Below are 23,078 nucleotides of genomic sequence, written 5' to 3' on the forward strand. Positions count from 1 at the left end.
TGATTTTAAAGTTCAAAGCCATAGTAAGCTCTTGCGCCATTCGGGTACACCCCTTCAATCGTTATGGCACCCGATTTATTGTACAATAAACCTTTCACATCCTCCACGCTTTTCACTTTCTTTTTATCAATGCTGGTAATGATAAATCCTTTGCGTAAACCTATCTGATGTAAACGGCCTGCCTCCAGATTTTCAATTTTAACTCCGCTCTCAATACCCAATTTTTTCAACTCTTCAGGTTGTGCTGTAACAAAATCCGCACCTAATGCATTTACAGAGTTGTTTATCATTTCTGATTTACTGATCAGCTTTGTTGTATTATCAAAACTCTTTAAAATTACGGCTACGTTCATTTCTTTATTATGTCTATTAATGGTTGCAATTACTTTATCTCCGGGTCTGTGTTTGCTTATTTGTTCCTGAAGCTGACTAACACTTTGTACAGGCACGTTATTGATTCCGGTAATCACATCACCTTCCGTTATTCCGGCATCCATGGCACTTCCTCCTTGAGTAATTCCGTTTACATAAATTCCTTTTAATTCTTTTATATTATTTTCTTTAGCAAATCCGGCATCAATATCTCTTATGCTTACGCCCATATATGCTCTTTGCACTGTACCAAACTCTACCAAATCAGCAACTACTTTTTTTACGATGTTTACCGGAACCGCAAATGAATATCCTTGGTACGCTCCATTATTGGAAGCAATAGCCGTATTAATTCCTATTAATTCGCCACTCGGATTTACCAAAGCTCCACCGCTATTTCCCGGATTCACTGCTGCATCGGTTTGAATAAAGGCCTCAATAGGTCTTTTATTCACATCTAAAATATTATTTCTTCCTTTAGCACTTATAATACCTGCCGTTACTGTACTTTCCAAATTAAATGGATTTCCTACAGCCAAAACCCACTCACCTACTCTCACATTTTCACTATTCCCATAACTTAAAAATGGTAATTCCTTTTCTTCAATCTTAATTAAGGCTACATCAGTACTTGCGTCGGCACCAATTACTGTTCCTTCATACGACCGTTTATCATTCAGAACAACCTCTATTTTTGTTGCACCGGCTACCACATGATTGTTGGTTACAATATATCCATCTTCACTTATTATCACTCCACTGCCACTGCCTTGCTGAACATATTGTTGTTGCCTACGCTGTGGACCAAAAAACCATTCCGCAAATGGATCGGCACTTAAATTACTAACCTGTTCGCTTCTTGTTTTAATGTGCACCACAGCATTTACTGATTTTTCTGCGGCCATGGTAAAATCTGTTCCCAATCCCGAACCGGTGTTGCCGGTCATGATTATTGGAGATTGATTATTGCGTTGTAAAACACTGCTTTTTTCTCCTTCTCCACTGTTCGCTACAAAATGAGCGCTTGTTAATGCAATCATGCCGCCCAGGCAAGCAATTGCAAATGTTGATACAAACTTTTTCATCTTTAAAAATCTTTTTATAGTGTTATAAACGCAAAATTAATATCAAAGTTATGTGAGTGTAATTATTTTAACATTACTTAACCGGAACAGAAAAAAATTGTAAATTTACGTTAAGAAAAAATGAATTTCAGAAAATCGATACCCACCTTTGTTTTTGGATTATCCATTGGATTATTATTAGGTATTGCATTTTTTCTTTTTAAAATCAACGACATCTTCAAGAGTTTAAAAGATAATGTAAAAGAACAAGTGACCATTGTTGAAAAACCAAATAGTGATGAAACAGAATCGAAAAAAAACAAAGAACGCTTCAAAATAAATATTAAAAAAAGCAGTAAGGTAAATTATAAAGAAGTGGATTCTTTAATTAAAAAAGACAGTGAGTTAAATGTAGCAACAGATGAACTTATTTCTATTAAAAATATTAAAATCATTCAAATTGAAAGTGAACCTGAAAATGATAGCTTAGCAAATAAATTGGTTGGTATAGAAACGAAACCGTCTCCAACACTGTGTTTTATTGAGTTTTGGAAAACGCCGCTTAATTCTAAAGGATACAGATATACTAAAAACAAATTGCAATTATATGGTTTTGCCGATTTTAACGATATATTAATCTATAAAATAAATGATGAGCAATATTTAAAAACTTCTGAGCAGGTATTTAAGTTACAATACGGCAGCGAGTTTAAAAAACTGGAAAAAGTAATTGATAATGAAGTATTGGCTAAATTAAATTAATGGAATTAGCTTTTTATAAATATCAAGGCACCGGAAATGATTTTATCATTCTAGATAATCGTGACCTCCGCATTCAACTAAATGAAGAGCAGATTAAATTTTTATGTGATAGAAGATTTGGTATTGGAGCCGACGGTTTAATGCTTTTGCAAGCGGAACCCGGTCATGATTTCAGAATGATTTATTTTAATAGCGACGGAAATCAAAGCAGCATGTGTGGCAACGGAGGAAGATGTATAGCTGCTTTTGCCAAAAAAATAGGATTAGTAAAAGACAAGTGCCGATTTATGGCCATTGACGGATTGCATGAAGCAGTTTTATTTGAAGAAGATATTGTTGCATTGAAAATGCAGGATGTAAAGGATATTGAAATGAATGATGATTTTGCTTTTTTAAATACAGGCTCCCCCCATTACGTAAAATCAGTGAGCAACTTAAATCAATATCCGGTAAGTGATGAAGGACGAAACGTTAGATACAGTAAACGTTTTAAGGATGCAGGCACAAACGTAAACTTTATTGAGAAAAAAGAAGATGCTTTACACGTTAGAACCTACGAGCGAGGCGTTGAGGATGAAACCTTTAGTTGTGGCACAGGTGTTACTGCCGCTGCATTAGTAGCCGCCATGAAAGGAATTTCCGATAGTAAAAATATGTGTCGAATTCAAACTTTAGGCGGTAAACTTGAAGTTACGTTCGATAAAGTATTAGAAAATAATTTTTATAACATTTGGCTGAAAGGCCCGGCACAATTTGTGTTCACCGGTACAATTACACTGGCCGAATGATTTCTGAACACGTGCATATTCCGGTTACACTTACCACCTATTCCTCTGAAAGAATTAACAAAGGTATTTGGCTGGTATTAATGCACATTAACCGTATACCTCCGCATGTTGGAATTATTTTTGACGGACTATACTCCTCATTAACCATTAAAGGTAAAGAAACCAATATCGATTTTTTAACTTTAGAAAAAATGATCACTCAAAAAAAAATCGAAACAGCTTATGTTGAGTTAAGCCCCCACCCTGTTTTTAGCATTGATTTTTTGCGCGAAAACTTTTTAATACAATTAGCAAAATTCGAAAGCGTAAAAGAAAACGAAGCCACTTGTTTGAGTCCGCTTAAATTATTTTTTAATGAGTTTTATTATTTAAAACTTATTTCTCCTGATTTATTACATGATTGCATGATGGAATTGAGTGAAAACAATTTCTTGCTTTCCTTTTGCAACACACAACCAACAAAATTAAATACCTTAGCTATTCCATATTATAACATAAAAGAATTAAACGAAAGAATAAAAACTGAAAGGCAACCTTATACGAATAACTGATGTTTTTAAAATCAAAAAATATTTCGCTACGAGCGGTAGAGCCCAATGACGCAGATATCTTATATCATTGGGAAAATGATAGAAGCATATGGGCCGTAAGCAATACACAAATTCCCTTTAGCAAATTTGTTTTGGATGAATTTACAAATTCAGCACATCAAGACATTTACACCAACAAACAATTACGTTTAATGGCCGATGAAATTTCTACCGGCGATACTATCGGATGCGTTGATATATTTGAATTTGATCCGCAACACGCTAGAGCCGGTATTGGCATTTACATTCATAAAGATTTTCGCGAAAAAGGATATGCGAGTGAATGCTTACAGTTAGTAGTAGACTATTGTTTTAACACGCTGCACCTCAAACAAATTTACTCGCATATCAACGCCAGTAATTTAGCCAGCATTAACTTGTTTGTTAAAAACGGATTTGAAAAAGGCGTTTTAAAGAAAGCTTGGCACAAAACTTCATTGCATCATTTTGAAGATGTTTGGTTTCTGCAACTTATAAATTACAGTGACTAAATTCGCAAAAATATTTTGCTCACTTACTCTGATCTTCTTTGCCGCATGTAGAGAGAATCAACCAATTACTGAATCCGTTAAAGAACAAGAACTCCTTTTTATGAATCATCATGATTCTGCTAATTATGTAGGAATTCAAACATGCCGGCAATGCCATGAAAAAACATATCAATCTTTCATACGAACAGGAATGGGACAATCTTTTGATTCGGCCGGTATTCAAAAATCAGCCGCCGTTTTTAATGGTAAAGTCATACACGACACCTTTCAAAATTTAAATTATCTATCCTTTGTCAACAATAAGACCTTATACATACGTGAATTTAGAAAAAAAGGAAAAGACACCACACACTCCAGAACTGAAAAAATTGATTACATCATAGGATCCGGGCAACACACCAACTCACACTTATATAATGTAAATGGTTATTTGCATCAAATGCCATTAACCTTTTATACGCAAAAACAAAAATGGGACCTTCCACCCGGATTTGAGCATGGTGTTAATACCCGTTTCAGTAGAAAAATCGGATTGGAATGTATGACTTGTCACAATGCATTTCCAAGTTTTGTGGAAGGTTCAGAAAATAAATACAAGGCTATTCCAAAAGGAATTGACTGTGAACGCTGTCATGGTCCCGGAAGTATACATGTGGCTTTAAGAAAAACAAATGCGCCAATTGACACTTCTAAATACGTTGATCGATCTATTGTAAATCCGGCTAAATTACCCGTTAATCTTCAGTTTGATATTTGTCAGCGTTGTCATCTACAAGGCAATGCTGTGCTTAAAGCAAATAAATCATTTTATGATTATAAACCCGGCATGGAGCTTCACAAATTTATTTCAGTATTTATACCTAAATATGAAAATGCAGATGATGAATTTATTATGGCCTCGCACGCCGATAGATTAAAACAAAGTTTGTGTTTTATAGCCTCATCCAAAAAATCTTCAGACAAAGATTTTAAACCTTATAAAAATGCATTAACCTGTGTAACTTGCCATAATCCGCACATTAGCGTAAAAGAAACCGGATTGAATACGTTTAATAATAAATGCATCAGTTGCCATCTCCAAAACTCAGAAGAACAAACGGAATTGTCCAAAAATCATCTTTCCGTTTTGAAAAAAATTAGTTTCAAAAACTCCGATTGTGTTTCCTGTCATATGCCAATTTCAGGCTCAACGGACATACCTCATGTAAGCGTTCACGATCATTACATCCGGAAACCAATAACGTCTGAAGAGTTATCGAAAATTAAAAAATTTGTGGGTTTATTTTCGATCAATGAAAAAAATCCGGAGCAACAAACCATTGCCCTTGCTTACCTTCAACAATTTGAAAAGTTTGAAGGCGAATCTTTTTATCTCGATTCCGCTGAAAAAATTATTAAGCAAATTAATATGAAAGACTCAGAATCGGCCTTACCCCTATTCATCCATTTAAAGTATCTTCAGAAAAAAAATAAAGAACTTATTGAAATAATAAAAAATAACAATGAAGAAAAACTAAGAACTAAAATATTTATACATTCTTCATTAAATAATAAAGATGCATGGACCTGTTACCAAATCGGAGAGGCTTATCATCAAATAAAAGATTTAAAAAGCAGTATGCTTTGGTTCGAGTCGGCAGTTAAACTGGCACCCTACAATCTGGAATTTAAAAGCAAACTCGCTTTAGTTAAAGCAGAAACGGGCCTTGACTCAGATGCCATAACTGATTATGAAAATATTTTAAGAGAAAATCCTAAATATGCTGCAGTGATGGGTAATTTAGGATATTTAAAAATTAAAAACGGAAAAGCAGAGGAGGCTTTTCGTTTGTATCAAAACGGATTAAAGCTCGATCCGGATAATGAAACTTTATTATTAAATTTAACCGCTTATTATTTATTTGTTAATGATAAAATAAAAGCAAAAGTGCAATTGAAAAAAATTATTAAAATAAATCCCAATAACAAACAAGCTTTGCAGGTTCTAAATTCCCTCAATTCATAATATGAGCAGAAGAAAAATATTTAGGTTATTTGGGTTTCTAATTTTCTGCGGATTAGTTTTAGGCGGTTGGTTAGCTTATCAAAAAATTTTCAAACCCCTTAAATTAAACAAAGGATATACCTATATTTTTATTGAAACAGGCGACAACCTGGATAATTTGATGGATGAATTGGAAGACAAAGAAATACTTCAAGAACGAAAAACATTTGAGTGGCTTGCCAAAAAAATGGATTTGAAAGAAAATATCAATTCCGGAAAATACCGTATAAATAACGGAATGAACCTTCGACAAATCATTAATTTAATTAAATACAAAAAGGAGGAGAAGATTAAGTTAACCTATAATTCTCAAATACATAATTTAGAAGAATTTATTACGTACACTGCAGATAAACTGGAAATGAATGAATCTGAATTAGAAGAATTGTTAAGTGATGAAAGTTTGCTGAGCGAATATTTTGGCTTAGACCCCGACAATGCCTTTGCGTTAATAACACCCGGCATTTTGGAAACCAGTTGGTCGATTAACGTGAATGATTTTATTAAACTGTTTAAAAACAGATTTAATGATGTTTGGAATGCAAGCAGAAAGAAAAAAGCCAAACAAATGAATATGCAAATTGCTGAAATAATCACATTGGCCTCTATTGTGCAAGGTGAAAGCGGAATATCGAGTGAACAACAAAAAATTGCCGGAGTATATTTAAATCGCTTAAAAAAAGGTATGTTATTACAAGCCGACCCTACCTTAAAATTTGCGAATAAAAAATGGGATGCTGTGAGAATTTATGACGGAGATAAAGAAATAAATTCGCCTTACAACACATACAAAGTTAAAGGATTACCGCCCGGTCCCATTAGTTTAGTAAAGGTTCAAGCCATTGATGCGGTACTAAATTACACCAAGCATAACTATATTTTCTTTTGTGCTAAACCGGAATTAAACGGATATTCTGATTTTAGCAGTAGCTATGATCAACACATGAAATTCGCAGCAGCTTATCAGCGGGCGATGAACAAAAAAGGAATAAAGTAATATTTACTTTACCGGATAAGTTGGAGTTAATCCACCGAAAATAATCGAAACGTTTTTATTATCCTTTATCAATTCAACTTTTTCCTTTTCAATTTCTAATTGACGAAGATGAAGGTATTCGGCAATAGTCATTTTCATTTGATTTTGATATGCCATATCAGCAATGGCCTTGTTAACTTCTGCTTGTTTCCTCGACAACTCAGCATCTGCTCGAGCCTTTTGTGTTAAAATACTTTGATTTTGAGCGGCCGTATTTTTGGTTTCAGTAAGCACTTGTTCAGGCGGAGTAACCGCACCAATAGAAACCTGCATTATATCAACCGGTAAATTTATTTTTTTTGCATAAGTTGAAATATCAGCGTAAATATCTTTTTCCAGTTGCGAAGAAATTTCGCGTTTACTTGCCAAATCAAACATTTTAAAGGCACTTGCTTTATCGCGAACCATGGTACGGAATGAAGCTTGTAAATTATGTTCATACCAATCCGCACCAAACTCCTTGTATAAAATCGGAGTCTCTCCCTTCCGAATTTGACATTTCAGATATGCACTGAAAGAAACAGGCGTATTATCCGCCGGTATCATATTGGTGAATTCTTCAGTAATCGTAATTGGGGTGATAGGAAATTCTCTATGTTCGGTAGTAAAAACACACCATTGTGCTCCTGTTGAAACCGGATCTGGATCTACACCACCATGTCCGAATATAAATGGCTTATAAACCAATACACTTTCTTCCCCCGGATCTGGTTTAACCCGATAACAGCTTAACATTAAAAACATGAGGCCTATTACTAGCCCTGATAAACGGATTACTCGTCTTCCTTTGGCTGGCTTATTAATATTATTTTTCATCCTTCAAAAATTAATTGAATGAATTTACAAAAAAAATGAAAGCAGTAATAGCAGAAATGCGTTAAAACATCGAATATAACAGTCGACCTACTAAAAAGTAAATGGTTATACCAATCACATCATTTAATGTAGTTACAAAAGGTCCGGTTGCTAAGGCAGGGTTTATTTTGAAGCGGTTTAAGGTTAAAGGCACAAACGTACCTAAAAAAGAGGCGAATAAAATTACGGTAAGCAGCGCAATGCTTACAGTTGCGGCTAATTGCCAATCGCCGGTTAATAAAGCGTAACCGCAAATCAATACTGCACAAATGGTTCCATTAATTAATCCTACACCTAACTCTTTCAGTAATTTCACCGAAATATTTTCTCCCAAAAGAGATTTATTGGCTAAACCCTGTACTATAATTGCAGAACTCTGTACACCAACATTACCACCCATAGCTCCTATTAATGGAATGAAATAAGACATTTCCGGATGAATTTTAATTTGATCCTCGTAAGTGCCAATAATTCGCGAACCTACTATTCCCCCACACAAACCAACCAATAACCAAGGAATCCTTGCTCGTGATAATCTCCATAAGGCATCATTACTATCCACATCATCCGATATACCACTCATTCGTTGTATATTTTCATCTGCAGCTTCTTTAATTACATCCATTACGTCGTCAATCGTAATTCTACCAACCAATCTCCCGAATTGATCTACCACAGGCAAGCCAACTAAATCAAACTTCTGCATAATAGCAGCAACTTCTTCACTGGTAGCTGATGTTCTTACAAATTGTATGTCCGGTTCATATATTTCATCTATTCTCGCCAGTGGATGTGAAATGATTAATTTTTTCAGAGAAAGCATGCCAATCAATTTATCGTTATTGTCAACAACGTAAACCGCATACATCATCTCCATATTCTCAGCCTGATGACGAATCTCTTCTATACAGGCATTCACGGTTTCAAATCCATATACACTCACTAACTCTTTTGCCATTAATGAACCCGCCGTTCCTTCTTCATAATTAATTAATTCGGCAATATCACTGGCCTGTTCAATATCTTCAATGTGAGATAATACCTCTTCTTGAATATTTTCGGGTAGTTCAGAAATTACATCGGCAGCATCATCACTATCCATGTTATCCAACTGCTCAGCAATTTCTTTAGATGAAAAGGTGGCCAATAAGGTTTCACGTTTATCATCATCTAATTCCAAAAGCACATCCGGCGCAACTTCTGAATCTAATAACTCATAAACGTATGCTGCTTGCTTATCATTCAGTTGATTTAAAATTAAGGCAATATCATGCGCATACAACTCTTCCAGTTGTTGCTTTAAAAAAGTATTGTTCGAAACCTCAACGGCTTCTTCAATTCTTTCTATATACTCATTTGTTAATTCAAACTGCATGATACTTCCCGTCTGCAAAAGTAGGAAATATCCTCTTTAATTCACTATATCTTCAATTTTTTAAAAGCATATCGGATTGTGGCTTTTAAGGCTGGTATTTTTGTGTAATGATTTACATCAAATATTAATGCTAAAAATTCATTTTTTAATTCAGGATATTCTACACAAATATTTGTTGCCGCTTTTACTAAAAAAGCTCTTACGGCAATCGACTCACTTTCATCTTTTATTTTACACATCGCTAAATCGAAAATTTCAGCACAGTATGATACAGGTATCTTAACGCTCATCCAAATACGCGTAATTGCTCTGTAAATGGAAGGGTGTAAACCGGGTTTATTCATAATGGAAATAAACCGATCAAAATAAGGCAAACTTAATTGAGGATATAGTACGGCTATCTCACCTAAAACCCAAGCTGCCTTTTGTTTTTGAATTTCATTCCCGGAAAAAAAAATTTTCATCAACTCTTTAAACTTTGATTTATCACTATTGAGAAAAGCAATAATATTATCAAGGTCCTTGCGGCTCATTCCTTTTTTCAGCACTTTCTTCAGATCCATAATGCAATTTGTTCTCTCCAAATTAAAATAAATACCCCACTAACTGCCAAAAGCACAGCGAAAAGTGAATGAATGGTTATTTTTTCTTTATGAATTAAATAGTTTAAAGGCAAAACAAAAATGGGCAGTAATGCAAATATTGTTTGAGCTTCAGCTACACGCATATAACTAATGGATAATAATGAAAAAGTTACTCCGCACACAGGCCCTAAAATTGTTCCTAATATCAGAAACTTTAAACCATTGTTTTTATTTTGAAGTATAACTTTGGCATTTGCTCTGAATTTATTGATAATAAAAGATATCAGCATGGCCATCAAAAACGCAAACAATAACCGAATCCACACGGCATGAATAGCAGGGATTGCTTGTTCACCGCTAGCTGCAAATCCATATTTAGAAAGCACTAAACCCAAACCCTGACAAACTGCTCCTGCAATTCCGGAAAGTATGCCTGTTGCACTATGTGCATAACCCATCTTAACGGATTCAGCTCTATCTTTTCTAGAAATAGTTAGCCAAACCACTCCACCTACTGTTATTAAAATTCCTAGAACACCAATAAAATTAAATGATTCGTGAAGAAAAAAATAACCGAAAACTAAAGCCGAACACGGCGCTATAGTGGTGTACACCGAGGATAATTTTGGACCTAAAAGTCGAAATGAATTGAATGTAAAAAAATCTCCTATGGTAAAGCCTACAATTCCTGATAATCCTAAATACAAATAATGATGCGCGTTAGGATTTGTTATTAGCTGAATCGGAGAACATTGAAGGAATAACATAACCAGCAAACTGATGATCACCCAGGCCAGAAATAAGCGATATTGATTTAATGCGGCAGTTCCGAAACGCTTCGCAGCCTCCGTAAACGGAAAAATTCCCAGGCTCCAGCAGAGCGTTGTTGTTATGGCAAAAAGTAAACCCAGGATTTATTTATTATAAATTCGTGACCCAAATATTAAGCTACCCACCCGAATCATATTACTCCCCTCTTCTATAGCAATTTTATAATCCCCGCTCATTCCATAACTTAAAATCTGATACTTCGGAAAAGCTTTTGCAATTTTATTTATTTTTTGAAATTCAGACCTAACTTTACGTTCATCATCAGTAAACGATGCCATACCCATGAATCCTTTTATTTGAGCTCCACTATATTTATCCACTTCTGTACTTTGCAATAAAGAAACACATGCTTCCTCATCAAAACCAAATTTGCTTTCCTCTTCAGCAATATGTATTTGAATAAGACAGGAACTAATCTTGTTTATTTTTTGAGATTCCTTATGAATTTCCTTTAATAGTTTTAACGAATCTACCCCATGAATTAAATGAACATGAGGCAGTATTTGTTTTACCTTATTAGTTTGAAGATGGCCGATAAAATGCCAACGGATATCCTTTGGTAATTCTGCTTGTTTTTGTAAAAACTCCTGAACGTAATTCTCGCCGAAATCCCGTTGTCCGGCATCGTACGCTTCCAAAATTTCGGTAACTGATTTTGTTTTAGAAACCGCTATTAACTGTACATGAGCAGGAATCGATTCTTTTATATTTTTGATATTTTCCTTTATCGATGAGCTCACCTTTTGATTTATTTAATCCAACGAATGTACAACTAATCCACTTCTCAATTTCGGTTCAAACCAGGTAGTTTTAGGAGGCATAATATTTCCGGTATCGGCTATGTCGATTAATTGTTTCATTGTAACCGGGTGTAACGCAAATGCCACTTTCATTTCGCCTGAATTCACTCTGTTTTCTAATTCACCCAATCCTCTTAAACCACCTACAAAATCTATACGCTTATCAGTTCTGAGATCTACAATATTAAATATAGGATTAAGTATTCTTTTGGAAAGTATAGTTACATCCAAAACACCTATTGGATCCGAATCATTGTATGTTCCTTTTTTTGCAGTTAAGGAATACCAATTTTTATTTAAGTACATTCCAAAATTATGCAATCCTGTAGGACGGAATGTTTTGTTCCCCTTTTTTTCTATTTCAAAATTTTCAGAAATTTTATTCAACAATTCCTCTTCTGTTAAACCGTTTAAGTCTTTCACTACACGATTATAATCCATTATGTGCAATTGATTATCGGGGAAATGAACTGCCAAGAAAAAATTATATTCTTCTGTTCCTTTATGGTTTTTATTCTGTTGTCTTCGTTCTTTTCCGACCATTGCTGCTGCCGCAGTGCGATGATGCCCATCCGCCACATAAGTAGCCGGTAATTTGGCAAAAAGACTAATAATTGTTTGAACTACCACATCATTACTCACTACCCAAAGCTCATGGCGAATTCCATCTTCGGTAGTAAAATCATTTTCAGGTGTTGCCTCCATAATTTTGTTCACCACATCATCCAAAGCTTTCATATTCGGATAAGCAAAAAATACCGGCTCGGCATTGATATTTGAAACACGCACATGATTTATTCTGTCTTCTTCTTTATCCGGACGAGTTAATTCATGTTTTTTAATTACGTTATTAAAGTAATCGTCAACAGCAGCCGCTCCCACTATACCGCATTGAGAGCGTCCGTCCATTGTTAAACGATAAATATAAAGGCAATCCTGTTTATCTTGAACAAACATCCCTTCTTTTACCAATTTATCAAAATTATCTTTTGCTTTTTGATACACCAATGGTGAATAGTGATCGATATCATCCGGTAAATCAATTTCCGGTTTTACAACATGCAAGAAAGAATGTACGTTATCTCCTGCTTCAATTTTCGCTTCTTCCGAATTAATTACATCATAAGGCCGTGATGCCACCAAACTAACTTTATCTTTTAAGGGACGAAAACCTTTGAATGCTTTAAGAATTGCCATAGTTAAAAATTATAAATTGTTATTAAAGAAAATCAGGTTAAGGCAGCTATTAATTTTTCTGCCAGTTCAACACCTATTCGTTCTTGCGCTTCATTAGTTGCCGCACCTATGTGAGGCGTTAGCGCTATTTTAGGATGATTTAATAAGTCTAACATCGGCTTGGGTTCATTTTCAAAAACATCCAGGCAAGCATGAGCTATTTTTCCATCATTCAAAACCTCAATTAAATCTTTTTCGTTAATCACTCCTCCTCTTGCCGTATTAATTAAAATAACGCCATTTTTCATTTTAGCGATCTCTTCCTTTCCTACCATTTGCCCACCCGGAACATGAAAAGTAATAAAATCGCTTAAGGTTAAAACTTCGTCCAGACTTGAAGTATTTATTTTTATTTTAACAGAATCTGCATTAAAAAGATTTAAAGTAATCTCTGCTTCTTTTACAAAAGGATCGTAGGCCACTACTTTCATTCCTAAACCAATGGCCATTTTTGCAACCGCTTGACCAATTCTACCAAAGCCAACAATACCAATAATTTTACCTCCTAATTCAACACCTTTGGCATACTTTTTTTTCAATTCTTCAAATTTGTCTGCACCATTTACCGGCATTTGTCGGTTACTATCATATAAAAAACGCACAGTACTGAAAAGATGTGCAATTACCAATTCAGCAACTGAGTTACTTGAAGCGGCCGGAGTATTTATTACCTGTATTCCTTTCGAGCGTGCATAGTCAACATCAATATTATCCATTCCAACACCACCACGCCCAATCACTTTCAAATTAGGACAGGCATCAATAATGTCTTTTCTGATTTTTGAAGCGCTTCTTACAGTAATGGCCACATAACCCTGCTTATTAATTTCCGAAGCAATATTTTCTTGCGGAACTTTTTGTGTTTCTACATAAAAACCTGCTTTTTCAAGCATAGCTTTTCCAATTGGATCAATACCGTCGTTGGCTAAAATTTTTTTACTCATGAATTCTGAATTGAGGGCTCAAAAGTAAATAATAATTTACGAATAAGAAATACTTGTTTAGAACTTTAAGCCAATAGTAGCGCAAAGCATAGAATTATCAAATTTTATGGAAGCATTTTGTGTGATGGTACTAAAAAAAACATAATCCTCCTGTGTAATCGATTTTAACCAGGCAAAATCAAAATAAAAATCACTTCGTGTTCTGAAACCGAATCCTAAGCTTCCTGTATGCCTTACAAATTTTCCGACAAAAGCGGCTCCAAACGGACTGCCTTGCATAAAATAGCCCCCGCGAATCATAACGGGCTTAAGATTATATTCAACTCCCAATTTAAAATTGTGCCCGATAGAGTATTTACTTTCAATTACAGCATTAACTCCGGCAAAATCAGAAACATTTGAGCTACTTAATTTTGCTTTACGGTAATCTATCAATTCGTAATCAACTCCCATAGCCATTTTTTTACCAATTGTAATTCCGCTTGAAAATCCGTAACGGGGCGGTGTAATTATTTTATAGGTATAGGTACCGCCATTCTCCGGATATTTAGTTTCTATTGGATTTTTCTTATCTGCATCAAATGTGGCAGCGAGACTAAAATAATAAACATCCCTTAAATTATACAAAGTAGGGCTATGCATATAAACCGAAAATCTGAAATGGTCATTCACTCTTGCGGTTACACCTGCTTTTAAATTTATACCGCTCCCATTTGTAGTAAAAAACTCTGTATACGTTAAACTGTTAAATCCTAACTTATCCGGATAATAAGCGTCTATTCCGTCAATATAAGTTGAAGTAAAGGCTTGCGTTGCCGTATTGGTAATTACAATTTGCATACTGTCTTTATCATCAAATTCAGTATGAGTTGTAGTTGAAGTATATGAAATTTTAGGAATACCTAAACTTAAGCCAAAATAATATTGATCATCTAAAGCATAAGCATAAGAAAAATTTAAGTCATTTATTTTTCCGGCCGTTTTAATTTCACGACTTTGCAATACTGTTCGTTTCAGATCCACAAATGAAATATAATTGGCATTTAAAGTGTCGATTAAATATACATTAAACGCTGCCCCCTCATAACTAAAATCCAAATCATTTACATTTTTCCCAATGGCTTTGTTCATCATATCCTTCACGATTGAATTATTATTAGTGTACGACAAGATTTGTGAACTATTGGAAAAATTAACAAGTTGGTTATTTGAAAAAGCCAAAATATGCCTATCACTTTGTCCTTTATCTCTTAACACCATAGCCATTCCAAATGAATTGAAAGTGAAGTTGGCATCGTCTACTCTATTTTCTTTTCCATTTATTTTCCCCGTATTATGGGTAAATCGTAAGCCGGCAGAAAATTGCATTTCACCCTTAGTATATAATCCCAACCCTGCCGGATTAGTAGAACTGCAACTTACATCAGCTCCTAATGATGCAAATGCCCCACCCATAGCTATATTTCTTGAACTGCCTCCGTTTCCTAATCTTGAATACCGAATGGCATCCAAATCATTTTGTGCAAATGATTTGCCTATACACAAAATGCATATACCTAAAATAAACCTGCTTACCATGGTTATTAACGAGGTCTTGATGTACCACTGCTACTACTTCGGGGAGTGGAAGTTCGACCCGGAGAAGGACTTGGACTTGGGCTAGGACTTGGATTTGAATTCCAATTACCGGAACGATTAGCATTATTACTTCCATTATTATTCTCCGATTGATTTGTTTCTCCGCTTACCCTTCCGTTTCTTGAATTTGTACGTGTATTGGTATTTTTAATTTCAACATCGTTATTTTGTTTTACCGTTCTTCCGGTATTTCCAATATTTTGATTAGAAGAATTAAGATTCACATCCTCTGTTCTTCCATTCAATCCGGAATTGTAACCGCTATTACGAATCGGTTGTTCTGTTATTGAGTTTCCTGAAGAAATTCCTGAATTATTTTTTACTGGTCGGGCAGTTTGTGTAAAACGAGGAGTTTCCTCCTGCTTTTTAACTACCGATTCAAAAAAGGCTACACGTTCGCGACCACCCAAATTAGAGGGAATAGCCATACCGGCAGAAGTCATGCGTCCACTATTTCCTCCACCATTACTTCCACGTGCGGCGAATGTCATGTTTTTGTATTGACTATTCACATCGAAACTATTTAAATAACCCCAACCATTATTGTACGGATTAGAATAATAGTAAGGCGAATACCCATAATAAGGATTATAACCAAAACCATTATACCCATTATTATACCCGTTATTGTAACCAAGTGAATAGCCAATATTAAATGAGTTATTTCCACCGTAATAAGGATAATAATTATAAGGATTGCCATAGGTAAAGCCTATACTGCTTCCGGAGTAATAATTAGGACTGCACCATCCATATGAATTGTAAATACTTTGGCCATACAAATACGGATTGGCATTGTAATAGTAGGAATTGGTATAATAATTATCGTAATAACCCGCACCGTTAATTGGATTATTAAATCGTCTAATCCGAGAAGCATACGCATAATCATAATAATCATCGTCTGAATACTGCGGATCCTGATAATACGGATTTGCATCATCCAACGCTTTTTGCGCCAATGCAGCTTCTTCCGCTTTTTGCTTCTGTGTAATTTCCTGTTGTAATTTTGCCTCTTTTGCTAATCGTGCTTTTTCTTTATCAGCAAAAGGCGTTGAATAAACATCATCCGCATAAGAAACAAGCTTACTGGTTTCGCAAGCTGTAAAAACAAGCAAAAACATTGAACTTATAAGAATCAACTTTTTCATATTAAAAATGTTTAATGAATTTTTAATGCGGAGATTTTATACGTAAATTTACAAAATTCACCGCTTAATTTGTAATTTTTATACTTATTTAGCATTCGAATTATAAACATAAAATACTGATAGAAACTTATTTTTATGAGCAAGGTCATAACTCCCAAAGAAGAAGATTACAGCAAATGGTACAACGACCTGGTTGTAGAAGCCGACTTAGCCGATCACAGTGCGGTGCGCGGATGCATGGTGATAAAACCACATGGTTATGCTATTTGGGAAAAAATGCAACAAGCTTTGGATAAAATGTTTAAGGATACCGGACATGTTAATGCCTACTTCCCACTTTTTATACCAAAATCTTTATTCGAGGCAGAAGAGAAAAATGCAGAAGGTTTTGCTAAAGAATGTGCCGTTGTAACGCATTACCGATTAAAAACCGACCCGGATAATAAAGCCAAATTAATTGTTGATCCGGAAGCTAAATTAGAAGAAGAATTAATTGTAAGACCAACAAGTGAAGCTATCATTTGGAACACCTATAAAAGCTGGATTGAAAGTTACCGCGATTTACCAATCTTAGTTAATCAATGGGCAAATGTGGTTCGCTGGGAAATGCGTACTCGCTTATTTTTAAGAACAGCAGAGTTTTTATGGCAGGAAGGCCATACTGCTCACGCAAGTAAAGAAGAAGCGCTTGAAGAAACTAAAAAAATGTTGGATATTTATGCTGACTTTGCCGAGAATTTTATGGCAGTACCGGTAATCAAAGGTGTAAAAACTGCCAACGAACGTTTTGCCGGCGCTGAAGATACTTATTGTATTGAGGCTTTAATGCAAGATGGTAAAGCCCTTCAAGCCGGAACGTCGCACTTTCTAGGCCAAAATTTCGCCAAAGCATTTGATGTGAAATTTACCGGTAAAGATGGTAAGCTAGACTATGTTTGGGCCACAAGTTGGGGCGTTAGTACTCGCTTGGTGGGTGCACTTATTATGAGTCATAGCGATAATAATGGCCTTGTTATTCCGCCTAAATTAGCACCTTATCAAGTTGTTATTGTACCCATTTATAAAGGTGAAGAGGGATTGAAAAAAATGAATGCAGAAGCAGATGTATTGGTAAAAAAATTAAAGGACAAAAATATAAGTGTAAAATACGATAACAGAGATTCTCATAGACCGGGATGGAAATTCGCTGAATACGAATTAAAAGGAATTCCGGTTCGCATTACATTAGGTGAAAGAGATTTAGCTAACGGCACTATTGAAGTAGCCCGACGTGATAATTTATCAAAAGAAACTATACAGTTAAAAGACGCCGCTGATTATATTGAAAAGTTGCTCACCGATATACAGCATTCACTATTTCAAAAAGCCGTGGAAAGAATGAATAATTGGAGTTACCACGCCGTTGATTATGCAGATTTTAAACAACTTTTGGATAAAGGAGGTTTTGTTTATGCACATTGGGATGGCACCTCTGAAACCGAAACTAAAATTAAAGAAGAAACAAAAGCCACTATCCGTTGTATACCTTTAAATAATAAAATGGAGCAAGGAATTTGTATTTATAGTGGAAAACCTAGCAATCAAAAAGTAATTTTCGCCAGAGCCTATTAAATTCATGAGAGAAAATCAGGATAAGCAAAATAAAATCATACTGAAACTTCTGAAAGATAAATCAGTTATGAAACAAAATGTGTTTAATAACACCATTGATGTATTTAAGCTTATTAAAGAAATTTTACGTGAAAGAGCAGATGAATTGGGAGATAACGCTAAAAAAATTGATAAACGTTTAGGTATTGAGTTTAAAGATCATAGCGCTCAATCCATGAATATTAAAATTGCAGGTGATGTACTCGATTTCTTTATGCATACAAACGTTTTTGAGTTTGAGAACACACATCCCATGTTTAAAACGGGTTACATCAAAGAAAATTCGCTAAACTCTTATTGTGGAATTATACATGTGTATAATTTCTTATCTGATTCTTACAAATACAATCGATTAAATGATTTAGGTTATTTGATCGCACGAATATTTATCAATCAGGAAAAAAAGTTTTTTATTGAAACCAAAACACAAATAGGTCACAAATACATGAATTTTAGTGACGAACCCATCAACAAAGATGTGTTGAGTGAAATAATAAATGAATTGATCATTTTTGCAATTATGTTTGATTTATACACTCCGCCATATGATGCAGTACGTCAGGTTTCTGTTTATGAATTACAAGAAAAACAAAGTAGCAGCGCATTAAGAACCGGTAAACGCCTGGGTTATTTCGGCAGAGATACAGATAGCGGAACCTCCGATGAATTTAATTTATTGTAAATGGAAATTAAAGCAACTACTTTAAAATTTATTGCAGACTTAATTCAAGCTGAATTCATCGGCGACCCTTCACATGCCATTACAGGCTTTAATGAAATTCATCGTGTAAAAAAAGGTGATGTTGTTTTTGTTGATCATCCCAAATATTACGATAAATCCCTTCAATCATTAGCCTCTACCATCATCATCAACAAAAAAGTAGATTGCCCTGATGGAAAAGCGATAATCATTCATCCGGAACCTTTTACGGCTTTCAATCTGCTAACGAAATATTTTAAACCTGCCTTTTATTCCGACAAGAATATCAGCCCCACAGCAAAAATCGGCAAACACAGCATCATTATGCCGGGTTGTTTTATCGGCAACGATGTTATAATTGGCGAACATTGCATTTTGCACCCCAACGTAGTGGTTTACGATGGATGTGTAATTGGTAATCACGTGCAAATTCACGCAAACACCACCATTGGCGGTAACGCTTTTTATTTTAAGAAAAGAGAATCTAATTTTGAGGCCTTAAATAGCTGTGGCTCGGTTATAATAGAGGATCATGTGCGTATTGGATCCAATTGTTCCATTGACCGGGGTGTAACTGCTATTACTAAAATTGGTAAAGGAAGCATATTAGATAATCAAATTCAAATTGGTCATGATGTTGAAATCGGTGAATTATGTTTATTTGCAGCGCAGGTTGGTATTGCCGGTGCTGTTACTATAGGAAATAATGTAACCTTATGGGGACAGGTTGGAATAGCAAGTGGACTTACGATTGAAGATGGCGTTACGGTATTGGCACAAAGTGGTGTGGGTGAGAATATAAAGAAGAATGAAACATACTTCGGATCTCCTGCAGGCCCGGCTAAAGAAAAAATGAAACAACTATTCGCTGCAAAGCAACTTCCTGATTTAATTCATAAATTATATAATCCGGAAAATAAGTAAATCTATTTTTTAATGGCTAAAATTTTCATAATTGGTCCAGCTTACCCACTAAGAGGCGGTCCCGCACAATTCAATGAAAATTTATGCAGGCAATTAAATAAATCCGGACATAATGCGGCAATCATTTCTTATTCGTTGCAGTATCCTAATTTTTTATTTCCGGGTAGCTCTCAATTTGAAAAAAGCGGCGAAGCCCCTGCAGATATTAAAATTTATACGCTCATCAATTCCATCAATCCTTTCAATTGGTTTAAAACAGCTGCATTTATTAAAAAAGAAAAACCGGACTTCATTTTATTTCGCTATTGGCTTCCTTTTTTCGGGCCGTGCTTGGGCACTATTGGCCGATTAGTGCGAAAAAAATGCAAAGTTCTTGCACTCACTGATAATGTAATTCCTCATGAAAAAAGAATGGGTGATCATTTATTTACCCGATATTTTATCAATAGCTGTAATGGGTTTATTGCCATGAGTAAAACTGTGCTTAATGATATTTCTAAATTCAGCGCAACTACTAACAAGGCCTACTCCCCTCACCCCATGTACGAAACGTACGGAGAACCAATTCAAAAATCTATCGCGCGTAAATCATTAGGAATAGCTGCTGATGAAAAAATAATACTTTTTTTTGGTTTAATTCGCCAATACAAAGGTTTGGATTTATTGCTTGAAGCTATGGCCCATGATAAAGTAAAAAATCAAAACATCAAACTTTTAATAGCCGGTGAATTTTATGACGATAAAAAAATATATTTAGATTTGATTGAGAAATTGAAAATAAAAAATCAGATAATCTTACATGATCAATTTATCGCCAATGATAAAGTAAGAGAATATTTTTGTGCGTGTGATTTGGTTGCTCAAACCTATCGTAAAGCGACTAATAGCGGCGTAAGCATGGTTGGATACTTTTATCATAAACCCATGCTGGTAACATCAGTTGGCGGATTAGCCGAAATTGTGCCCCATTTAAAATGTGGCTATAGTGTACCGGTTGATGTGTCTGAAATTGCGAATGCCATTAGCGATTACTTCGCAAATGAGCGCGAAAATGAATTTACAGTTCATGTAAGTGCAGAAAGAAAGAAGTATGAATGGTCAGAGTTTATCAACACCCTGTTGAATCTTTATAACAGGTGTTAATATAAATTTCTCCTCTCACAACCTTCTCAATCCCTTTAATATCAAGGCTTTCAGACTATATCGTGAATTACGCCCTTTTTTGTTGATAAAGACAAAAGCATTCACAATGGCATGCTTCGTATTTTTAAGAAGAGTAAACCGATGGCCTCCTCCTGTTTTGATTTTGGAAAAGACTTCGAATAATTTACTTGCTTAAATTATGGCTTTACAAGTTAATGTAAACGACATCTTATCTCAGTTATATCATCAGCGAGATGTGGTTGAATTTTTATTTGCCAACAGAGAAAACATAACAGTTAATGAATTGCTATCACGAGAAGATATCAGTGAAGAGCAATATCAAAAACTAAAATCTTTGGAATTAATTTACGAATACGAAAACATCGTAAGTTTAAATGATGCCGTTATTGCCATGTTTGAAGATTTCATGGAAATAGGTGAAGTAACACCCGGCTTCATAAATGATTACATCAATGAATTAAAACGAAACATTCGTTTTTACCAGGAAGTACACGAACATCGTTTCTTAAGAGCAATTAAAAAGTTTCTCAAAAGAATAAGTATTGCCCTGCCCAGAGAAATTATTCGTCTTCAGAAAAATATTGATGATACCTATAAGAACGAAGCTAATTATCGCATTAAAATTCAAAAACTGGAAGACTATCGCGTTAAGCGAGATACCATAATTGATTTAATTCACCGTACCGGTGAGATTATAGAAGAAATGCGTTCTTTGTTTAGTCTCACCAACGACCCTGAATTATACGGCATTGTTGTAAATCTGAAAGCCGGCCTTATTGAGAATTTAGATTTCTTAATCGAAATTCAAACCGACATAACTGATTACATCAACAAAATTCAGTTTCAATTAGACGTATATGTAAAAGCACAGCGACTAAAAGAAATTAAAGATCATGGCGCTTTACATTACCGAAGCAATTTCAGAGAAGTTGTAAATAACATCAGCGCTTTGCGATTCAATGGAATTAAAGGTCCACGTACCAAAGTAGCCATTGATTTTTTATTTACCGATGATGGACATATTCTTTGCAAAAAAGTAGCCGAGAAATACAAAATTTCGCGATTAATGATGAGAGGTGTGGCCGGAAAACTTCCATCTAACTTTAAAGATCAATTAGTAGATAATCAAATAAAATTAGACGTTGAAAAACTGGTACAACGTTTTTTAACGCAAAACAAATTTAATTTATTTGAATACCTAATGGATTACAAATTTCCTAAAGCCGTAGGAAATGTAACTTTCGAAGACAGATTGTCTTTGTTTGTTGAAATAGCCATGGAATATCAGAATGTAATGGATTTTAAATACAGATTAAATACGTTTGATTATGAAGACAAAGACAAAAATCCAAAGAGACTCGCGTATACCATAATTATTCCATTGGAAAAATCACAAAAAAAACCAAGTAAAGAGAAAGCAGCTTAATAATTAAATAGAAAAGTATGGAAGAAACAGCATATAATTTACCCAAACAAACACATGATATTTTTTCAATTATGGCCCGGGGTCATTTCATCAGCAGCAATGGCACAAAAGATGGCATGGGACGTTTGTACGATATAATTAATAATCCCGAAAATTTTGATCGTCTTCAGGCTTACTTCAATGTAATTCGTTACAATATCGAAAAAGGGAATAATTACTTCTACTTTTCAAGAATAGGTGAAGCAAACAGTATCATTGAACAAAAGCTCGAAACCTTTGAACGTTATATCGACGTGATAGATTTATTCGCCAGCATGGATAATAAAATAACAATTGGGTCACGTTTTCGACCTAGTGAAATTGCCGAAGAATGTAATGCAAACGTGCGATTGAAACAAAAATTACAAAAAATTCCAATGTACCGATCAGAAACCCTGCTAAATAAAGTAAGAGACATTTGTAATTTGATGACCAGAGATTCATTTTTAGAATTGGAAGACGAGCAAACCGAAAGCTATAAAGTAATGGATGCTTACAGTTATCTCTTTGATATGATTAATGCAATAAGCATTTATGAAGAAACAAGCGGAACCGACGAAAACAGCAGCGGAATAATACTGAACTAAAAATTTGATTAATAATAGAGGAGAATA

22 protein-coding genes are annotated in these 23,078 nt (G+C 34.8%); 12 read left to right on the plus strand and 10 right to left on the minus strand.

Annotation, left to right across the window (positions count from 1 at the left end):
- Positions 1–5 precede the first annotated feature (5 nt).
- Entirely contained in the window at positions 6–1,457 is a 1,452-nt protein-coding gene (locus tag IPM51_10895) for a Do family serine endopeptidase (GenBank protein MBK9284804.1), read from the minus strand.
- Positions 1,458–1,577: 120 nt separating this feature from the next.
- On the opposite strand from IPM51_10895, the gene IPM51_10900 reads away from it, so the two are divergent.
- From IPM51_10900 to mltG, 6 genes are read left to right on the plus strand one after another with little or no spacing between them, the layout of a single operon-like run.
- Positions 1,578–2,198 (plus strand): hypothetical protein, encoded by a 621-nt coding sequence (locus IPM51_10900; protein MBK9284805.1) that lies wholly within the window; start codon positions 1,578–1,580, stop codon positions 2,196–2,198.
- Positions 2,198–2,986, plus strand: coding sequence for a diaminopimelate epimerase (locus tag IPM51_10905; GenBank protein ID MBK9284806.1), 789 nt, complete (start codon positions 2,198–2,200; stop codon positions 2,984–2,986). The genes IPM51_10900 and IPM51_10905 overlap by 1 nt, the downstream gene beginning before the upstream one ends.
- Positions 2,983–3,537: a hypothetical protein gene (locus tag IPM51_10910; GenBank protein MBK9284807.1), complete on the plus strand. Its 555-nt coding sequence runs from the start codon at positions 2,983–2,985 to the stop codon at positions 3,535–3,537. Before IPM51_10905 ends, IPM51_10910 begins: the two co-directional genes overlap by 4 nt.
- A complete protein-coding gene (locus tag IPM51_10915; GenBank protein MBK9284808.1) occupies positions 3,537–4,067 on the plus strand; it encodes a GNAT family N-acetyltransferase in 531 nt (176 codons plus the stop codon). Before IPM51_10910 ends, IPM51_10915 begins: the two co-directional genes overlap by 1 nt.
- On the plus strand, positions 4,060–6,072 hold the full coding sequence (locus IPM51_10920; GenBank protein ID MBK9284809.1) for a pilus assembly protein TadD: 2,013 nt from the start codon (positions 4,060–4,062) through the stop codon (positions 6,070–6,072). Before IPM51_10915 ends, IPM51_10920 begins: the two co-directional genes overlap by 8 nt.
- A gap of 1 nt (position 6,073) precedes the next feature.
- The gene (mltG, locus tag IPM51_10925; GenBank protein MBK9284810.1) at positions 6,074–7,108 is read left to right on the plus strand and encodes an endolytic transglycosylase MltG; all 1,035 of its coding nucleotides are present in this window, start codon (positions 6,074–6,076) and stop codon (positions 7,106–7,108) included.
- A 3-nt stretch (positions 7,109–7,111) separates the two neighbouring features.
- Here the strand turns inward: mltG and IPM51_10930 are convergent, their stop codons facing one another.
- The 9 genes from IPM51_10930 to IPM51_10970 form a co-directional block, all read right to left on the minus strand.
- The gene (locus IPM51_10930) at positions 7,112–7,963 is read right to left on the minus strand and encodes an SPFH domain-containing protein (GenBank protein ID MBK9284811.1); all 852 of its coding nucleotides are present in this window, start codon (positions 7,961–7,963) and stop codon (positions 7,112–7,114) included.
- Positions 7,964–8,024: 61 nt separating this feature from the next.
- Positions 8,025–9,380 (minus strand): magnesium transporter, encoded by a 1,356-nt coding sequence (gene mgtE, locus IPM51_10935; GenBank protein ID MBK9284812.1) that lies wholly within the window; start codon positions 9,378–9,380, stop codon positions 8,025–8,027.
- A gap of 41 nt (positions 9,381–9,421) precedes the next feature.
- On the minus strand, positions 9,422–9,940 hold the full coding sequence (locus IPM51_10940) for a hypothetical protein (protein ID MBK9284813.1): 519 nt from the start codon (positions 9,938–9,940) through the stop codon (positions 9,422–9,424).
- A complete protein-coding gene (locus IPM51_10945; GenBank protein ID MBK9284814.1) occupies positions 9,931–10,728 on the minus strand; it encodes a DMT family transporter in 798 nt (265 codons plus the stop codon). The genes IPM51_10940 and IPM51_10945 overlap by 10 nt, the downstream gene beginning before the upstream one ends.
- A gap of 147 nt (positions 10,729–10,875) precedes the next feature.
- Positions 10,876–11,532, minus strand: a complete 657-nt coding sequence (locus tag IPM51_10950) for a YggS family pyridoxal phosphate-dependent enzyme (GenBank protein MBK9284815.1) — start codon at positions 11,530–11,532, stop codon at positions 10,876–10,878.
- 12 nt (positions 11,533–11,544) lie between these two features.
- The gene (locus IPM51_10955) at positions 11,545–12,789 is read right to left on the minus strand and encodes a DUF1015 domain-containing protein (protein MBK9284816.1); all 1,245 of its coding nucleotides are present in this window, start codon (positions 12,787–12,789) and stop codon (positions 11,545–11,547) included.
- Positions 12,790–12,821: 32 nt separating this feature from the next.
- Complete coding sequence (locus IPM51_10960; GenBank protein MBK9284817.1) at positions 12,822–13,772, minus strand: D-2-hydroxyacid dehydrogenase; 951 nt, start codon at positions 13,770–13,772, stop codon at positions 12,822–12,824.
- A 57-nt stretch (positions 13,773–13,829) separates the two neighbouring features.
- Positions 13,830–15,350, minus strand: coding sequence for a hypothetical protein (locus tag IPM51_10965; GenBank protein ID MBK9284818.1), 1,521 nt, complete (start codon positions 15,348–15,350; stop codon positions 13,830–13,832).
- A gap of 5 nt (positions 15,351–15,355) precedes the next feature.
- Positions 15,356–16,561 (minus strand): cell envelope integrity protein TolA, encoded by a 1,206-nt coding sequence (locus IPM51_10970; protein MBK9284819.1) that lies wholly within the window; start codon positions 16,559–16,561, stop codon positions 15,356–15,358.
- 135 nt (positions 16,562–16,696) lie between these two features.
- On the opposite strand from IPM51_10970, the gene IPM51_10975 reads away from it, so the two are divergent.
- The 6 genes from IPM51_10975 to IPM51_11000 all read left to right on the plus strand — a co-directional run bounded on the left by IPM51_10975 (position 16,697) and on the right by IPM51_11000 (position 23,051).
- Positions 16,697–18,172 (plus strand): proline--tRNA ligase, encoded by a 1,476-nt coding sequence (locus IPM51_10975; protein ID MBK9284820.1) that lies wholly within the window; start codon positions 16,697–16,699, stop codon positions 18,170–18,172.
- A 4-nt stretch (positions 18,173–18,176) separates the two neighbouring features.
- On the plus strand, positions 18,177–18,893 hold the full coding sequence (locus tag IPM51_10980; GenBank protein ID MBK9284821.1) for a hypothetical protein: 717 nt from the start codon (positions 18,177–18,179) through the stop codon (positions 18,891–18,893).
- Positions 18,894–19,835 carry a UDP-3-O-(3-hydroxymyristoyl)glucosamine N-acyltransferase gene (locus IPM51_10985; GenBank protein ID MBK9284822.1) on the plus strand — a complete coding sequence of 314 codons (942 nt, stop codon included), beginning with the start codon at positions 18,894–18,896 and terminating at the stop codon, positions 19,833–19,835. It abuts the gene before it with no gap.
- A gap of 12 nt (positions 19,836–19,847) precedes the next feature.
- Positions 19,848–20,978 (plus strand): glycosyltransferase, encoded by a 1,131-nt coding sequence (locus tag IPM51_10990; GenBank protein ID MBK9284823.1) that lies wholly within the window; start codon positions 19,848–19,850, stop codon positions 20,976–20,978.
- Between the two features lie 199 nt (positions 20,979–21,177).
- The gene (locus tag IPM51_10995) at positions 21,178–22,425 is read left to right on the plus strand and encodes a hypothetical protein (protein MBK9284824.1); all 1,248 of its coding nucleotides are present in this window, start codon (positions 21,178–21,180) and stop codon (positions 22,423–22,425) included.
- Positions 22,426–22,442: 17 nt separating this feature from the next.
- Positions 22,443–23,051, plus strand: coding sequence for a hypothetical protein (locus IPM51_11000; GenBank protein MBK9284825.1), 609 nt, complete (start codon positions 22,443–22,445; stop codon positions 23,049–23,051).
- The last annotated feature ends 27 nt before the right edge of the window (positions 23,052–23,078 follow it).

It is taken from the genome of Sphingobacteriaceae bacterium, assembly GCA_016715905.1.
Classification (GTDB): Bacteria; Bacteroidota; Bacteroidia; order B-17B0; family Aurantibacillaceae; genus Aurantibacillus.

Bases quoted from the DNA above. Each gene is read 5' to 3' on its own strand.
- IPM51_10970 (MBK9284819.1), bottom strand. From the start codon at position 16,561: ATGAAAAAGTTGATTCTTATAAGTTCAATGTTTTTGCTTGTTTTTACA.
- IPM51_10955 (MBK9284816.1), bottom strand. From the start codon at position 12,789: ATGGCAATTCTTAAAGCATTCAAAGGTTTTCGTCCCTTAAAAGATAAA.
- mltG (MBK9284810.1), top strand. From the start codon at position 6,074: ATGAGCAGAAGAAAAATATTTAGGTTATTTGGGTTTCTAATTTTCTGC.
- IPM51_10915 (MBK9284808.1), top strand. From the start codon at position 3,537: ATGTTTTTAAAATCAAAAAATATTTCGCTACGAGCGGTAGAGCCCAAT.
- IPM51_11000 (MBK9284825.1), top strand. From the start codon at position 22,443: ATGGAAGAAACAGCATATAATTTACCCAAACAAACACATGATATTTTT.
- IPM51_10960 (MBK9284817.1), bottom strand. From the start codon at position 13,772: ATGAGTAAAAAAATTTTAGCCAACGACGGTATTGATCCAATTGGAAAA.
- IPM51_10985 (MBK9284822.1), top strand. From the start codon at position 18,894: ATGGAAATTAAAGCAACTACTTTAAAATTTATTGCAGACTTAATTCAA.
- IPM51_10905 (MBK9284806.1), top strand. From the start codon at position 2,198: ATGGAATTAGCTTTTTATAAATATCAAGGCACCGGAAATGATTTTATC.
- IPM51_10990 (MBK9284823.1), top strand. From the start codon at position 19,848: ATGGCTAAAATTTTCATAATTGGTCCAGCTTACCCACTAAGAGGCGGT.
- IPM51_10975 (MBK9284820.1), top strand. From the start codon at position 16,697: ATGAGCAAGGTCATAACTCCCAAAGAAGAAGATTACAGCAAATGGTAC.
- IPM51_10895 (MBK9284804.1), bottom strand. From the start codon at position 1,457: ATGAAAAAGTTTGTATCAACATTTGCAATTGCTTGCCTGGGCGGCATG.
- IPM51_10980 (MBK9284821.1), top strand. From the start codon at position 18,177: ATGAGAGAAAATCAGGATAAGCAAAATAAAATCATACTGAAACTTCTG.
- IPM51_10965 (MBK9284818.1), bottom strand. From the start codon at position 15,350: ATGGTAAGCAGGTTTATTTTAGGTATATGCATTTTGTGTATAGGCAAA.
- IPM51_10930 (MBK9284811.1), bottom strand. From the start codon at position 7,963: ATGAAAAATAATATTAATAAGCCAGCCAAAGGAAGACGAGTAATCCGT.
- IPM51_10945 (MBK9284814.1), bottom strand. From the start codon at position 10,728: ATGTTATTCCTTCAATGTTCTCCGATTCAGCTAATAACAAATCCTAAC.
- IPM51_10940 (MBK9284813.1), bottom strand. From the start codon at position 9,940: ATGGATCTGAAGAAAGTGCTGAAAAAAGGAATGAGCCGCAAGGACCTT.
- IPM51_10995 (MBK9284824.1), top strand. From the start codon at position 21,178: ATGGCTTTACAAGTTAATGTAAACGACATCTTATCTCAGTTATATCAT.
- IPM51_10900 (MBK9284805.1), top strand. From the start codon at position 1,578: ATGAATTTCAGAAAATCGATACCCACCTTTGTTTTTGGATTATCCATT.
- IPM51_10910 (MBK9284807.1), top strand. From the start codon at position 2,983: ATGATTTCTGAACACGTGCATATTCCGGTTACACTTACCACCTATTCC.